This is a genomic window from Thalassobaculum salexigens DSM 19539 (genome assembly GCF_000423805.1).
Lineage (GTDB): Bacteria > Pseudomonadota > Alphaproteobacteria > Thalassobaculales > Thalassobaculaceae > Thalassobaculum > Thalassobaculum litoreum.
In genome coordinates this window covers 62,251-77,132 of the sequence record NZ_AUIR01000014.1, presented here as the reverse complement: position 1 = coordinate 77,132, position 14,882 = coordinate 62,251, and the positions used below count along the sequence as shown (strand labels likewise).

The window sequence follows — 14,882 nt, the reverse complement described above, 5'->3', positions numbered from 1 at the left end:
GTCGATCCGAGGGATCGCCGTCGGGCGGAAGAACTACCTCTTCATGGGCTCCGAGGGCGGCGGCAAGGCCGGGGCCATCGCCTACACCCTCATCGAGACCGCCAAGCTAAACGGCGTCGACCCGCAGGCCTGGCTCACCGACGTGCTCGGCCGGATCGCCGAGCACAAGATCAACTGGCTCGATGAGTTGTTGCCCTGGACCTACGCTCAGCACTGCTGAGCGTACCGGCGATCGTCAGACCTGGTCAGATGGGCTTGGCCAGACGCTCACGATCGGGCGTCGCCCCATGACGGTCATTGGAAGCGCTAGATGTTTAGTCCCGGTATGTGATGGTACGATTTCGTTGACCATCGACAAGGACGGGTTATAGGACAGGTACTAAACGGCAGCGCCACGACCACAGCCGGCCATCGAGATAAAATCCTTGTCAGATCGTTCCAGAACTTGTGCCCTCGCGATCGACACCCTGCGATCTATAGCTATTAGAGATGCAAGAGGAGTATGACGGCCATGACAGTGGTGGAGTTCACCATCGGCCGCCTGGCGAGAGAGACCGGGTGTAAGATTCCCACAATTCGCTATTACGAGCAGATCGGGCTGCTGCCGAAGCCCATCCGCTCCGCCGGAAATACCCGGCTTTACGGCCCTGCGCACAGGGCGCGCCTTGATTTCATCCAGCATTGCCGGGAACTCGGCTTCCCGCAGGCAGCGATCCGGGGTCTGTTGGACCTGACCGATCATCCGGATCGGTCCTGCGAGGCGGTGACCGAGATCGCGGCGGCGCATCTGGCGGACGTGAACCGGCGCCTTGCCAGCCTATCGACCCTGAAGGACGAACTCACGCACATGATCGAAGCGTGCGAAGGTGGCCGCGTCACGCAGTGCCGCATTGTCGAGACCTTGGCGGACCATTCCCACGGCCATTGTCTCGGTCACGATCACGGCGACAAAGGACGGGTGGAGTGCGGCAACTGATGCTGATGGTGGGCCAGATTCCATTATCTTCGAGAGGTCGCCGACTACCGAAGGCCAAGCAAAGACACGGGCAGCCACGTCACGACGGCCGGCATGATCAGGATGAGCGTGATCATCAGCAGTTGAATGGCAACAAGGGGCACGACCCCGCGATAGATCGATAACATTTTGATGCTGTCCGGCGCCGACCCCTTCAGGAAGAACAGCGCGAAGCCGAAGGGCGGGGTCAGAAACGAAGTCTGCAGCACCAGAGCGATCAGCGCCCCGATCCAGACGCGCGCAAGGTGGTCCGAGCCGACGTATTGGCTAAAGTCCAAGGTGCTGATAACCGGATAGAAAATAGGCAGCGACACCAGCGTGATCTCGATCCAGTCAATGAAGAAACCGAGGACGAACAGGATCAACAGCACGATCGCCAGAATCCAGAAATCCGACAACGCCGTACCGTCGAACAGCCCGACGGCAATATCGTCGCCGCCGTAGAACCGGAACACCAGGGAGAACACGCTCGCTCCCAGGACGACGAAAAACACCATCGCGGTGATTTTCATTGTGCGAAAAAGCGCAAGGCGCACCAGCGACGGGGTGAAGCCACGATAGATGAAAATGAGCAGTGCGGCGCCCACGGCTCCCACGGCGGCGGCCTCCGAAGGGGCGACCCATCCGGCAACAATCGATCCAAGCACGAAGACAATCAACCCGACTGGCAGTACGAAACCTCGGACCGCCTGAGCCAGAAGCGAGCGGCCATCGGTTTCGGGAACATCCCCATCGACGGGACGCCGAACAAGGAAATCCGAAGCGACGAAGTAGGTACTGAAGGCAATCGCCAACCCGACGATGGGCACGAGCGGGGCGAGGAACATGCTACCGATCGTTAATCCGAGAGCATCCGAGAGAAAGAACAACATTATGGCGGGCGGTGCGATCACACCAAGCGTGCCGGCGGCGGCGATGGCGCCGGTCGCAATCTCAGGCCGATAGCGCTGTTCCATCATCGTCGGCAGCGCCGCCAGCGCGATGGTCGCAACCGACGCGCCGATCACGCCCGCCATCGGCGCCAGCAACAACCCGATCAAGATCACGGACACGCACATGCTGCCGGGAAGCCGTTTCAACACCCGTTGCAAGAACAGCAGCAACTCACGCGCCGCGCCGCTGATTTCCAACGCGACCCCCATGAACAGCAGCATCGGCACCGCCGGATAGATCAGGTTCTCACCGATGGCGCTGTAGATGCGGTAGGGGACCAGGAACAGCGAAGGGATTGGAAACTCATCGATCATGACGCCGATCAGCGCGAAGCCAATGGCCACACCCGCTAGGATACTGGCGACGGGAAACCCGGTAAACAGAAGCGCCGCGAGCGAGAGCAGCATCAAGACCGGAAAATACTCGACCAGCATCAACGGTGTCCTTCTCTCTCGCGTTCGGGTCGAATAAGACGGCAGACGGCGGCGAGGAACAGAAGCAATGCCCCGACCGGCAGCGCCGACTTGACGATCCAGCGTGCCGACAGGCCAAGGGCGGCACGCGAGCCTTCATCCTGAACGTAGGACAACCAGGCCATTCGCGCGCCGAACCACACCAGGATCAGCGACAACGGAATCAGCAGGGTGATCAGAAGAACTCGCTCGATGCGCGTTCGCAGACGTTTCGATAACCGTTCCCGCACGATGTCCACCCGGACATGGCCGTTCTTGAGATAAGTGTAGCCAATTCCGAACATCACGCAGGCGAAGAAGAAGTGCCAGGTCAGCTCCTGCAAAGGCGTTGAGCCCAACTGGAGAAACCGGCGCGTGGTGATGTCGAAGATGGATGTCAGTATCAGGCCCGGCAGAAACACATAAGCTGCAACGGCACCGCCCATCGAGACGAGCTTCTCAGCGTATCCAAGCAGTGCTTTCATGCTCTCTGGCTTCCATCGATCCCAGCGACACTCGGTTCTAAAGGACGGTCGATAACAAGCCATTCCGCGTCCATTCGCCGAGCCATGAAAGAACCATAGTTTCTATAGTCACTATAGATTCAAGGATAAATTCCGATCCATCTAAGCGGACCACACCGGTAACATGGCCGCCTGCCAATGAACCTCAGCTTCGGCAGCCACGAAGTAATCACAAAGTGGTGGACACCGGGCGCTTACGGTTCACCAAAACGTTTGCCAAGCCTTCGGAGGTCGACGTGCCGACCGGCTTTCCGGCGCGCTGGCGTTGAGCGTAGTCGACTAGGTACGCACTCTGACCATCGACATATTACCGCAGGCACGCCTCCTGGAGCGCCACGACAGTGCGCTGAATATCACCGAGCACCCGCTGCGCAATGCCGTGGTTGAGAGTCATGTCGTCAACGCCTGCCGGAGCGTCGATCTTGCCAACTCAACCATCCTCCAGGCGCCGAAGCCCGAAAGCCGGGCGGACCCCCACCAGTTCGAGCTTCCAACTCGTCCAACGCACCCGTCTCGTCCGATCCATGGATCCCTCACATCTGACCGATCGCGAGAACCCATAAGTCCGTCCGACCGCGGCGTTTGGAAAACTCCTCGGACTTTTGGCGAATGTGGTACGGGAACCCTGAGCCGGGCAATCGCGATGAGCTGTGAGGCCGTGCCTTGGCCCGTCTAAACCAGTACCCGCTTCCAACCGATCTTATATTCCTGACGCCTCAGGTCCCGCAATTTCTTACACCCAACCGGCTGCAACGGAGGGACCGGCAGGAGCAAACTCCACGTTCCAATCGGTCCTAGTTCCTCTTGAAGCTCTAGCCGCTGTAGGGATTATATTTTGTGAGCATCGGAAACTCGAGGCCTGATCATGTCGTCCCAATCCGCCCACAACCAAGACCATTCGCATGTCCCTCCTGTGAAGGCGTGCTGCTCTCACGAGCACGGCCATATACACGATCAGGATCAAAAACATGATCACGGGGGCGCCTGCTGCGGCGCCGATGTAGTGGTCGGACCGGTGGATGCGTCGGGTCGTAGTTTTCAGGTCTCGGGGCTCGATTGCGCGGAGGAGGTGTCGATCCTGAACAAGGTCATCGGCCCGATGGTTGGTGGGGCCGAGCATCTGGCCTTCGACGTCATCAACGGGCGCATGACCGTGCTCGACAGCGCGCAATCGGTACCCGATGACACGATCATCAAGCTTGTTGCTGGCACGGGGATGAGTGCGAGGCCGTGGGACGCAACCAATGCTTCTGCAGATCAGGCTGCGCATCTTGCGCTACAGAAGATGTTCACGATGGCCAGCGGCGGACTTTGGTTCGCCGGATTTTTGTATCACGTCTTCGAAATGGGTTTAGGTGGCGCGCTTGGCCTCTTCGCAGGCCATGGTGAGACACCGATTCCGTTACTCGAGGTCGCACTGTTTGGATTGGCGATCTTGTTCGGAATCTGGCTTGTTGCGCCCAAGGCGTGGTCGTCTGCTCGCAGGCTTTCACCGGATATGAACCTTTTGATGGTGGTCGCCGTCGCCGGCGCCATCGGGCTGGGCGAGTATTTCGAGGCAGCGACGGTGGCTTTCTTCTTCTCGCTGTCCCTTTACCTCGAAAGCTGGAGCGTAGGCCGCGCGCGCAATGCTGTTGCAGCCCTTCTGGATTTAGCTCCGCCCACGGCGCGCGTGATCCGCGGCGATGGGCGCGAAGAGAACATTCCCGCCGCGCAGGTCACCATCGGTGACTCGTTCGTAGTGCTCGGCGGCGACCGCATCCCGCTTGACGGTAATGTGACCGGAGGCATGGGCGCCGTAAATCAGGCCCCCATCACAGGCGAAAGCGCGTTGGTGCCAAAAGAGATCGGTGACGAAGTCTATGCCGGAACGATTAATGGCGAATGCACCCTGACGGTGCGCGCCACCAAGGCCGCGTCTGATACGGTGCTAGCAAAAATTACCCGCATGGTCGGTGACGCTCATGCGCGCCGCGCGTCAGTGGAGCAATGGGTGGCGAAATTCGCCCGTATCTACACGCCCATCGTCATGGTGCTGGCTGTAGCCGTTGCGGTGCTGCCGCCACTACTGGCAGGTGGCGCGTGGGGCTACTGGTTCTACAATGCGCTGGTGCTCTTGGTCATCGCCTGCCCTTGCGCACTGGTGATTTCGACACCTGTCTCCATCGTTGCGGCGCTGGCCGCATCGGCGCGGGCGGGCGTGCTGATCAAAGGCGGCGCCTATGTTGAGGCGCCGGGCCGAACAACTGCACTGGCGATGGACAAGACCGGAACGATCACGGAGGGTGAACCTGAGGTCGCCGCGCTTCACCCTTTAGGTGGCGCTTCTGAGGCCGATCTCGTCGAACTGGCGGCAGGTTTGGAGGCGCGGTCGTCGCATCCGCTGGCGCGCGCCATCCTCGCGCGGGCTGAAGCCTTCGGCATCACTGTAACGGCAGCGGAGGACACGTATACGGTACTGGGCCGCGGCCTTGAAGGGCGCGCGAACGGACGCGCTGTCTGGCTTGGTTCGGACCGGTTCGCACGGGAAAAAGGCTTCGGTGATGCCATCCCGGCGGATTTGCGCGACCGGATCGAAGGGGCGGGTAGCACCCTTGTCGCAGTAGGTGACGAGACAGGCGTAACTGGCATTTTAGAACTGCGCGATCGTATCCGGACAGATGCCAGGAGCATCATCGCGCTACTGCATGCGCAGGGTGTGACGACCATCGTGATGCTGACCGGCGACAACGAACGCACTGCACGGGTGGTAGCGTCCGAGGTGGGGATCGATGAGGTCAGGGCCAACCTTCTGCCCGAGGACAAGGTTGCGGCCATTGAGGAACTAGTGGACACCCACCCTACGGTCGCGATGATCGGCGACGGGGTGAATGATGCGCCGGCCATGGCGCGGGCACATTACGGAATTGCCATGGGGGCTGTCGGGTCGGACGCGGCAATCGAGACGGCGGACATCGCGCTGATGACCGATGATCTCGCCCGTGTGCCTTGGTTGATCCGACATTCGCGACGCACGATGTCGATTATCCATCAGAACATCGGCATTTCGCTGGTGACAAAAGCGCTGTTTGTCGGGCTCACCGCCTTCGGCATGGCCTCCATGTGGGGAGCCATCGCCGCGGATGTGGGTGTCTCACTTCTCGTGGTCGCCAATGCGCTGCGTCTTCTGAAGGGCACGCCGAGTAAACGACAGCCGCCTGCGGGGGGGGCAGTCTCCGGGCACCAAGGTCAGGGGGCTCTTGCTCCCAGTCACTGAGCACGGCGCCGCCCGGTCGATCAGACGGCGCTGGTTCGTCATTTGCGATCTAGCAGAGGACCGACGACTAGTATCACGACACCACAGAAGATGGCCGTGTCAGCGAGGTTGAAAGCTGGCCAATGCGAAGCACCAACATAAAAATCAAGGAAATCGGTGACACCGCCAAGCCGCACTCGGTCCACGACATTCCCAAGCCCACCGCCCAGAATGAGCCCGTAGGCCGTGGCATCGCCCTTGCGTTTGGCGCGAAAGGCGAGATTCACGAGCCAGGCGCAAATCGTCAGTGCGAGCGCGACAAGAGCAAAGGCGGGCGTGTTCCCGAACATGCCGAAACTCACGCCTGTGTTACGATGTAGCACGAGACTAAAGCCCGAAAACACGGCAACGCCATCCGTTAGCGAGTCCCGGTGGGCGATCGCAATCGCCTTGGTCGCCTGATCAAGCGTCAATGCGAAAACCGCGGCATATGCGGCGAATACGAATGGTGTCCGGGGTTTCCTCATGCCCATCATCCCAGCCAGACGTCGAGGAAGAGCATGATCACGAGCCCAATGGCGAGGCCCAACGTCGCCTTGTTCTGGTGGCCGCTTCGGTGTGTCTCGGGGATGATTTCGTGACTAATAACGTAGAGCATTGCACCCGCAGCGAAGGCGAGCCCCCACGGCAGGAGCGGTTCAGACAGGGAAATGATACCGGCGCCAAGCACGCCGCCGATCGGTTCGACAAGGCCGGTCATAGCAGCGATGCCCCAGGCGCGAAACCGGGTATACCCTTCGCCAAGAAGCGCTACGGCCACCGCCAGCCCTTCGGGCGCGTTCTGAAGACCGATGCCGATCGCGAGCGGCAAGCCTCCCTCCACACCGCCTGACCCGAACCCAACGCCGACTGCCAGTCCCTCAGGAAAGTTGTGAATCGTGATCGCGATGATGAACAGCCAGACACGCTTGAGCGACGCCCCCTCGGGCCCTTCACGCCCGGAACGGAAATGCTCGTGCGGCAGTTTCTCGTTCATCAGAGCCACTGCGCCCATACCGATAAGGATCGCCACACAGACGATGGCGGCCGGTACGGCGCCGATTTCGAATCGCAGCTCCGCCGCGTCGAGCGCGGGAATAATGAGCGAGAAGAACGAGGCTGCCAACATCACACCAGCCGCGAAGCCGAGCGATAGATCCCGTGTGGCGCGCGACGGAACACGCCCGAACAGGACCGGAATGGCCCCGACTGCTGTGAGCGACCCGGCTGCCAGACTGCCCAGGAGACCCAGAGCAATTGGAGGGAGGTCCATCACAATTGGAACCATCCGACATTAAATGCGCCGAAAAGCAATAATGATAAGCGAAATTCATATGGCAATGTGATTTGCGCACAATACAGGCGATAACTAATTAAATTTTTTACAAGGTAGTATTTAAAATATCTGCAACCACTATTCATTGTGCCTTGTGCCTTGTGCCTTGTGCCTTTGAGAGGCTGTTCATTGAGTGAGGGTCCGACTTCATTCTGACCAAACGTCATTGCACAGATTCGACCGCGGAGTTTGCACCTGCGCATGTGCGGAACGAAATGCGCGCACCAAAGCGGCAAGATCTCGTTTCATCAATCAGAGGCTTTCGATGGTGTTACGTGCGATCACACGCGCGAGTTGTTCGTCAAGACGGGCGCGCGCATCTTCAAGACGGGTGAGAGCCGCATCACTGGCGGCAATCTGTTCCGCGGCCTCGGCAAGACGGTCATCCGAAAGGGGGTCGGTCGGTCGACCGTTCACGCGCACCTCGTAGTGCAGGTTGGGCCCTGTCGCAGTGCCAGTTGCGCCGACGCGCCCGATGAGGTCGCCCGCCGCAACACGGTCGCCCCGGGATAGTCCGTCGGGGACAGCGCTGAGATGCGCGTAAAGGGTTGTGGTCTCCGACCCATGCGCAATCTCTACTGCGCGGCCATAGCCCCGGCGTGAGCCGATGAAACTGACTCGGCCTGGTGCGGTCGCGTAGACCGGGGTACCGCGCGCGACCGAGAAATCGACGCCCGTGTGCATTCGCGTGTCGCCGTAGACGGGATGTGTCCTGCGCCCGAAGACGGAACTGGGTCGCGCGCCCTCGACCGGCGGCGCGAAGACGCGCACCACGGCCCCATCGCGATAGATCGTCGCCAACCCGGTGCCGTCTTCGGGCCAGATGATCTCAAACAGCGTGTCGCCAATTTCGAGTGCCGCGAATGTCAGGTCCGGATGGCCGACGATGTCGTTGCCGATACGCGCCTCGCGCCACATCAGCCGAAGGGTCTCGCCGCCCGCAAGATCTCGCCGGAAATCCACGAATCCGCCCAGCATCTGCGCCAGATCGACCGCGAAGCGCGCCGGAATGCCGCCCGCGTCGAGCGCGGCGAAGACCGAGCTTTCGATATGGGCTTCAGCAGCGAGGGTAACGATTTTGGGATCGGGGGCGACCACGTGCGTCGCCATCTGTTCGTCGAAGACAGCTTCTATCCGGACACCGTCGTCCACCTCCAGCACGACGCGGCGGGGGCTACCGTCGTGCGTCGAGACCACGCTCAGAGAATGGCCCGGACGTAGTCGGAGCAGGTCGAACTCTGCCGCAAGCGCGAGGGCGACTTCGGCGCGAACCTGGGCAGCAAGACCCGCCTCCACGAGCAACCCGTCGAGCGTCTCGCCCGCAGCGATCTCACGGGACCATGTCCGGAGCGAAGGCTCGATCTTCGGAAGCGATGGCGCGACGACCACGACAGACGGCAGAGCGGGCGAGCTGACCATCGGAGCGGTGTCCGAACGGGCGAGGGTCGGCGCGAGGACGGGCGCCGGTACGGACAACGACTCAGGGGTCCAGAGGGCGGCCTCGGCAAGGGCGGGCGGCACAGGGTCTCTTGTCCAGTTGCCCGAAAGTGGGAGGGCGGTCGCAGACACGCTTCCCGCCGTCACGATTCCGATTGCCAGATACTTCAGCTTCATGTCGCCCCCTCGGTTCCTTCTTCCAGCGCACGGCGGATCTTCGGCACTGCGAACTCCCTTGGTTCGTGATAGTCGATCATGCTGACGAAACCGCCGGCCGCGTCGAACAGGAACACGCTTGCCGTGTGGTTCATGGTGTAGTCGCCGCCGTCGATTGGAACACGCTCATACGTCGCTCGGAACCCTTCCGCCGCGCGCGCGATTTGATCTTGCGCACCGGTCCAGCCACGGATCGCCGGATGGAAATAGCTGACATATTCAGCCATAGCCTCGACGGTATCCCGTTCCGGATCGACGGTGATGAAGATCACGTTCATCTGCGCGGTATCCTTGCCAAGCGCATCGAGCCAGCCGGAAATGTCCGACAGCGTGGTTGGGCAGACGTCGGGACAGAACGTGAAGCCGAAGAACACCATGGTCGGACGGCGGACCAAGGTCTCCGGACCGACCCGCTGCCCCTCGTGATCTGTGAGACGGAAATCCATTTCCGTCAGCTTCAGCGGAAGCCGCCCTGGAGGTTCGGGCGCGCCGGGACCGTCCACCCGCCACCAGCCGACGAACAGCGTCAGCCCCATGGCGCCCAGAGCAGCGGCGCCGTATCCAAGAGCCGCTCGGCGCCGCATCAGCCCTCCGGTCCGCGCGCCGCGATTCCGAGGATCGGCACTACGACCGTTATCTTCCCGCCGTCCGAGAAACTCAACGCCAGCGGGAAGCTATCGCCCTCGGTCATCGGCCCCTGCAAACCCATGAGCATCACATGTAGCCCGCCGGGCGCAAGTTCCACCCGTTTGTCCGGAGCGATCGTGATCTTGCTTGCAGGTGCCATCGAACTGACCCCATCGGAATTGGTCGTCGTTTCGTGAATTTCGGACATCATGGAGAGCGGCGTGGCGAGGCCGGTCAGCATGACGGCCTCGTCTCCAGTGTTGTGGATCGTCATATAGGCCGCGCCGGGTCGATTGCCCCCGATGGAGGCGCGCGCCCATGCGTTTTCGACGACGACATCCTTCGACCCGGCAAGGGCCACACCGGATGTAAGTGCGAGTGCGGTGAGGGTCGCCAGCAACGGGATGGTGAGCTTGTTCATTCGCGGGTATCTCCCTGTCTCATGCGCGTCATGGTCACGAGCCGCCCGCAGCCACTTCCTCGGCCACCAGCGCGCGCAGTTCAGCTTTGCCGAATGGATCGAGGAGCCGACCGTTGACGAAAAACGTGGGAGTCCCGCGCACGCCCATGGTTTTAACATCAGCGCGGTCCTGGTTCAGGATTGCCACAACGTCCGGCGCCAGCATCTGGGTGCGAGCGGCTTCGGGATTCAGTCCGGCGGTTGCCGCGATTTCCAAGATGATCCCCGGAGCAACCCCGCCGTGCGAGGCCCATCGCGGCTGCTCGCGCAGGAGCGCCTCCATCACGGGTTCGTAGACATCCTGCAAGCGGGCCGCCTCGAGCACGCGGATGGCTTCCTCAGACGCTTCGCCGTGGAACGGCGTGTAGCGGATCACGACGCGCACCGCGTCGCCATGCTCTTCCATGATTTCCTTGACCACCGGATAGAAGGCGCGGCAGGCCTCGCAGGCCGGATCGAAAAACTCGACGATCGTGACAGGGGCATCCTCGGGTCCGAGGATCGGGGAGTAAGACCGCAGCAGCGCCTCGCTCTGTTCGGGCGGAACCGTCGCGGTTGCGGCGACGGACGCGGGACGTGTCGTGAACCAGGCCGCTGCGGCGAATACGGCAACAGCGACAGCAGCGACCGAGAGGATGAGAAAGCGGCGGTTCATGGGTGCGGGTCCTTCAGAGACAGGGCCGACAGGCTCGCGGTGAGCGTGAAGGCGACAAGCGACAGGAGCGGGATCGGAACCCCGAGGATCAATTGATTGGTATCGGTGCAGGAGGGGCCGGTCGCCGTGCAGGGCTGAACGGGCTCCGGGATGACGCCGACGTAAAGGCCCATGTGCCACAGCGCGAGGGCCCCGCCGCAAAGGCTGAGCGCCACGCCATAGCGTCCAACGCGGGCGTCGCGCCACCACAGGCCAAGGCCCAGAACGATGGGCAGCGGGAACATGAATGCGCGCTGATACCAGCACAGCAGACAAGGCATCTGGCCCAGCACCTCGCCGATGAACAGCACCGAGAGAGTGGCGATGACCGCAACGATCCATGCCGCCGCAAGGGCCGTATCTCCCGTCACTCTCGGGATCATCCGGCGACGCGCCCGCTCAGATCGGCAAGGATCTCCTCGGCCGGGGTACCGTAGCTCCAGGCTTTCACGTAACCGCCCTCGGGGTCGAACAGAAAGAGCTGCGAGGAATGGCCCATCGTGTATCCGCCGGGCGCCGCGACCTCCTTGACCTTTTCATAGAAGATGTGAAAGCTGTCGGCTGTCCTGTCTATCTGGTCGGGCGTTCCGGTCAGGCCCACGATCCCGGCCTCGAACCTCGGCACGAAATCCGCGAGAACCGATGGCGTGTCGCGCTCGGGATCGATGGTAATGAAGAGCGGCTGAACCTGCGCCGCATCCTCGCCCAGCCCGTCCATGACGGCGGCGACCTCGGCGAGAGTCGTCGGGCAGATATCGGGGCAATTGACGAAGCCGAAAAAGACCAGCATCCAGCGGCCCGAGTAATCATCCTCCGTGCGCGCCATCCCGGTGTGATCCGTCAACTCAAAGGTCGCGCGAAACGCAGGCTCAACCTCGGCGGCCTGATCCCTGCGGTAATCAGCCCAGAGCTGCAACCAGACAAAAGCAAGCGCTGCAACGCCCACGAGCGCCCAGAGGATTTTTTGAAGAACGGTCAGTCGCAATGCACTTAGCCTGCCTATGATTTCTGAATTCTTGGCTGTTTACACCCTCAAGCAACTAGAGGTTCAACCCGTTTGTTCAGTCATCTATGTCGGCTTCGCGGACCTGTGTAGAGGCTGATAGCCTTGCCAACCCGTACCGCAAAACCTATTAGGACCTAAGCATTGCGGAGGCACCCATGCTGACGATCGGTAATCTGGCCAGGAAAACCGGCACTAAGGTCCAGACCATCCGCTATTACGAGCAGATCGGTCTGATGCCGGAACCTGGCCGGACCGACGGCGGCCAGCGCCGCTATGGCAACGCCGAGCTGGACCGGCTCGCCTTCATCCGGCACGCGCGTCAGTTGGGCTTTTCTCTCGAAGCGATCCTGGAACTGCTGGACTTGAGCGATCACCCCGATCGCCCCTGCCACGAAGCCGACACCATTGCGCGCAGGCAGTTGAAGCAGGTCGAGCAGCGCCTTGCGCGACTGGAAGCCCTGCGTACCGAACTCAAGCGCATGGTTCATGAATGCAGTGGCGGGCAGACGGCCGATTGCCGCGTGCTGGAGGTGCTGCGTGACCACTCCGAGTGCCTGACGGAGCACGATGAGATCGGCGCCTGAAATGCCGGCAGTATTCGCCTATCCGCTTGCGGCCTTGGCCGAGATTGCCGGATGCTTCGCCATCTGGGCTTGGTGGCGTCTCGGCGCGTCCGCCCTTTGGCTGGCGCCCGGCGTGGCCGCGTTGGTGGCCTTCGGCTGGCTACTGGCACAGGTCGACACCGTGGTTGCAGGACGCGCCTTTGCGGCCTATGGCGGGGTCTATATCGCGGCATCGGTACTGTGGATGTGGCTCGCGGAGGGGCACAGGCCGGATGGATGGGACATCCTCGGCACTTTGGTTTGCTTGGTTGGCGCCGCAATCATCCTGGCCGTGCCGCGCGGTGAGTGAATTCAGGGCTTGAGGCTACAGTCGCTGCAGCAATTATCTCTCTTCCTGACCGGTTCGAGGAGAGATGTCATGACCCACGCAGACCTATTGCTTGCCCCCACGCGGCTCCTCGATTTTGAGAGCACGACCATCGCTGCGCTGTTGCACGCGCTGGGCTGGAAAGCCCTGCCGCCTTACGAGCGGATCGGTGCCATCTACGATTTCGTCCGGAACGAGATCGCCTTCGGCTACAGCCGGGCTGACGACATTCCTGCATCACAGGTGCTGGCGGATAGCTTCGGCCAATGCAACACCAAAGGTACGTTGCTGATGGCGCTCCTCAGGGGGGGCCGACATCCCGTGCAGATTGCATGGCTTCACCGTTCACAAGGCGCTCCAGCGCGGTGTCGTCCCCGAGCTTGTCTATCCGGTCGCGCCCGCGGAAATCTTCGATTCCTGGATCGAGGTGGAAGCCGGCGACACGTGGATCGGCCTTGAGGGTTTCATTCTCGACGCGCCTTACCTCGCAGCGTTGCAGCGGGGGTTCAGCGGCTCGGACAGCCTCTGCGGCTATGGTGCGGGAACCGAGCGCCTGAGCCGCCCGCCGGTCGAATGGGCGGGGGCCAGCACGTATATCCGGAAAATTGGCATTGCGCGGGACCTGGGAACATTCGAGACGCCGGACGAATTCTTTAATGTGCACCGGCAGGAGTTTGGCCAGTTGCGCGATTGGCTCTATCGTCACGTTGTCCGGCACTGGATGAATGCTCGGGTCCGCAGGATCCGCGACGGGCGTCTGCCACTCAAGCCGGGCATTGACCGGCTCAATCACCGCCATGAAGGAGACGCCCATGCCGCATGATCATGGCGACGCCCACATCGATCCCCACTCCGGCGATCGCCGCGTCTCGGTCGCAATCTGGGCAAATGCGCTTCTGACCGTTGCGCAGATCGCTGGTGGCATCCTTTCGGGCAGCCTCGCACTGATCGCGGACGCGCTGCACAACTTCTCGGACATGGCATCGCTGGTGATCGCTTTCGCGGCGCGTAAGATCGCGCGGCGGCCTGCGGACGAGCGAATGACCTTCGGCTACGGCCGGATCGAGATCGTCGCCGCGCTCATCAACTACACCACGTTGATCCTCGTCGGCTTCTACCTGATCTACGAAGGCGGGATGCGGATGATCGATCCGCCCGAGGTCGCCGGCTGGACGGTCGTGATTCTGGGCGGCGTGGCCTTGGCGGTAGACACGCTGACAGCGTTTCTCACCTACTCGATGCAGAAGGGAAGCGTAAACATCCGCGCATTATTTCTGCACAACCTTTCGGATGCGCTTGCCTCCGTGGCGGTCATCCTCGGCGGTGCGCTGATCATTCTCTACGACATGCGATGGGTCGATCCGGCGATAACCATCGGTATCGCGTTGTATATTCTTTATCTGGCTTTCACGGAGATCGGCGGCCCCATCCGTACGCTGATGCTGGGCAGCCCACCTGACATTGACAACGGCGCTGTCGTTGACGCCATCCTGGGCGTCGCCGGCGTTGCAGGAATCCATCACGCGCATTTTTGGCAGATGCAGGAACACGCCGCCGCACTCGATTGCCATGTCGTTATCAAGGCTGGTTCCTGGGACCGGGTCGAGGACATCAAGGACGAGATCAAGCGCGGGCTCTACGACGAATTCGGTATCGCCCATTCGACACTCGAGTGCGAGCGTGAGGAACGGGCTCACCAGAACGCGAGCCTTTACGGGCATGAATCGACTCCAGAGTAGGACTTTCCGTACCAGTTTTGGGGGAATCCGGTACGGAAACCCCCGCTCGTGCGAACGAACCTTGAGGTGACCCCGAACAATCCCCGGTACTTTCGGAAAATGGGTACGGAAACCCTGTCCTGGGGTGAGCTGGCGGCCCACGCCTATTGCAGCAACGACCTCATGGACGTGGACCCAGCCCAAGCGAAGCCGCCTGTCGTTCGTGCCAAACGACAGAAACAACAAATGTTGTCAAGGTT

The 14,882-nt window shown here is 61.5% G+C and carries 17 protein-coding genes; 7 read left to right on the top strand and 10 right to left on the bottom strand.

Going from position 1 to position 14,882, the window contains the following annotated elements:
- Together G578_RS0103855 and G578_RS0103850 are read left to right on the top strand one after the other, a co-directional pair.
- Positions 1 to 220, top strand: a 220-nt coding sequence (locus tag G578_RS0103855; protein ID WP_211228863.1) for a transposase domain-containing protein, incomplete at its 5' end; no start/stop codon positions are given.
- A gap of 291 nt (positions 221 to 511) precedes the next feature.
- Positions 512 to 976, top strand: coding sequence for a MerR family transcriptional regulator (locus G578_RS0103850; RefSeq protein ID WP_028793134.1), 465 nt, complete (start codon positions 512 to 514; stop codon positions 974 to 976).
- A gap of 44 nt (positions 977 to 1,020) precedes the next feature.
- On the opposite strand, the gene G578_RS0103845 is transcribed toward G578_RS0103850, so the two are convergent.
- Positions 1,021 to 2,382, bottom strand: coding sequence for a TRAP transporter large permease (locus G578_RS0103845; protein WP_028793133.1), 1,362 nt, complete (start codon positions 2,380 to 2,382; stop codon positions 1,021 to 1,023).
- Positions 2,382 to 2,885 (bottom strand): TRAP transporter small permease subunit, encoded by a 504-nt coding sequence (locus tag G578_RS24565; RefSeq protein WP_051243863.1) that lies wholly within the window; start codon positions 2,883 to 2,885, stop codon positions 2,382 to 2,384. The genes G578_RS0103845 and G578_RS24565 overlap by 1 nt, the downstream gene beginning before the upstream one ends.
- 904 nt (positions 2,886 to 3,789) lie before the next feature.
- On the opposite strand from G578_RS24565, the gene G578_RS24560 reads away from it, so the two are divergent.
- A complete protein-coding gene (locus G578_RS24560; RefSeq protein ID WP_211228862.1) occupies positions 3,790 to 6,180 on the top strand; it encodes a heavy metal translocating P-type ATPase in 2,391 nt (796 codons plus the stop codon).
- Between the two features lie 38 nt (positions 6,181 to 6,218).
- Here G578_RS24560 and lspA read toward each other — a convergent pair whose 3' ends face one another.
- The 8 genes from lspA to G578_RS0103790 form a co-directional block, all read right to left on the bottom strand.
- The gene (gene lspA, locus G578_RS0103825; protein ID WP_051243860.1) at positions 6,219 to 6,686 is read right to left on the bottom strand and encodes a signal peptidase II; all 468 of its coding nucleotides are present in this window, start codon (positions 6,684 to 6,686) and stop codon (positions 6,219 to 6,221) included.
- 5 nt (positions 6,687 to 6,691) lie between these two features.
- The gene (locus G578_RS0103820) at positions 6,692 to 7,327 is read right to left on the bottom strand and encodes a ZIP family metal transporter (RefSeq protein ID WP_245565550.1); all 636 of its coding nucleotides are present in this window, start codon (positions 7,325 to 7,327) and stop codon (positions 6,692 to 6,694) included.
- Between the two features lie 459 nt (positions 7,328 to 7,786).
- Positions 7,787 to 9,148, bottom strand: a complete 1,362-nt coding sequence (locus tag G578_RS0103815) for a M23 family metallopeptidase (protein WP_028793130.1) — start codon at positions 9,146 to 9,148, stop codon at positions 7,787 to 7,789.
- Positions 9,145 to 9,771 carry an SCO family protein gene (locus G578_RS0103810; protein WP_028793129.1) on the bottom strand — a complete coding sequence of 209 codons (627 nt, stop codon included), beginning with the start codon at positions 9,769 to 9,771 and terminating at the stop codon, positions 9,145 to 9,147. Before G578_RS0103810 ends, G578_RS0103815 begins: the two co-directional genes overlap by 4 nt.
- Positions 9,771 to 10,235: a copper chaperone PCu(A)C gene (locus G578_RS0103805; protein WP_028793128.1), complete on the bottom strand. Its 465-nt coding sequence runs from the start codon at positions 10,233 to 10,235 to the stop codon at positions 9,771 to 9,773. The genes G578_RS0103810 and G578_RS0103805 overlap by 1 nt, the downstream gene beginning before the upstream one ends.
- A 34-nt stretch (positions 10,236 to 10,269) precedes the next feature.
- Complete coding sequence (locus tag G578_RS0103800) at positions 10,270 to 10,929, bottom strand: DsbA family protein (protein ID WP_028793127.1); 660 nt, start codon at positions 10,927 to 10,929, stop codon at positions 10,270 to 10,272.
- Positions 10,926 to 11,339 (bottom strand): disulfide bond formation protein B, encoded by a 414-nt coding sequence (locus G578_RS0103795; protein WP_245565549.1) that lies wholly within the window; start codon positions 11,337 to 11,339, stop codon positions 10,926 to 10,928. The genes G578_RS0103800 and G578_RS0103795 overlap by 4 nt, the downstream gene beginning before the upstream one ends.
- Positions 11,340 to 11,347: 8 nt before the next feature.
- Entirely contained in the window at positions 11,348 to 11,953 is a 606-nt protein-coding gene (locus tag G578_RS0103790) for an SCO family protein (protein ID WP_051243850.1), read from the bottom strand.
- A 176-nt stretch (positions 11,954 to 12,129) separates the two neighbouring features.
- On the opposite strand from G578_RS0103790, the gene G578_RS0103785 reads away from it, so the two are divergent.
- The 4 genes from G578_RS0103785 to G578_RS0103770 all read left to right on the top strand — a co-directional run bounded on the left by G578_RS0103785 (position 12,130) and on the right by G578_RS0103770 (position 14,643).
- A complete protein-coding gene (locus G578_RS0103785) occupies positions 12,130 to 12,558 on the top strand; it encodes a MerR family transcriptional regulator (protein WP_028793124.1) in 429 nt (142 codons plus the stop codon).
- Position 12,559: 1 nt separating this feature from the next.
- Positions 12,560 to 12,886, top strand: coding sequence for a YnfA family protein (locus G578_RS0103780; RefSeq protein ID WP_028793123.1), 327 nt, complete (start codon positions 12,560 to 12,562; stop codon positions 12,884 to 12,886).
- Between the two features lie 346 nt (positions 12,887 to 13,232).
- Positions 13,233 to 13,727, top strand: a complete 495-nt coding sequence (locus G578_RS30115) for a hypothetical protein (RefSeq protein WP_245565548.1) — start codon at positions 13,233 to 13,235, stop codon at positions 13,725 to 13,727.
- Entirely contained in the window at positions 13,717 to 14,643 is a 927-nt protein-coding gene (locus G578_RS0103770) for a cation diffusion facilitator family transporter (protein WP_028793122.1), read from the top strand. The genes G578_RS30115 and G578_RS0103770 overlap by 11 nt, the downstream gene beginning before the upstream one ends.
- Positions 14,644 to 14,882: the final 239 nt, after the last annotated feature.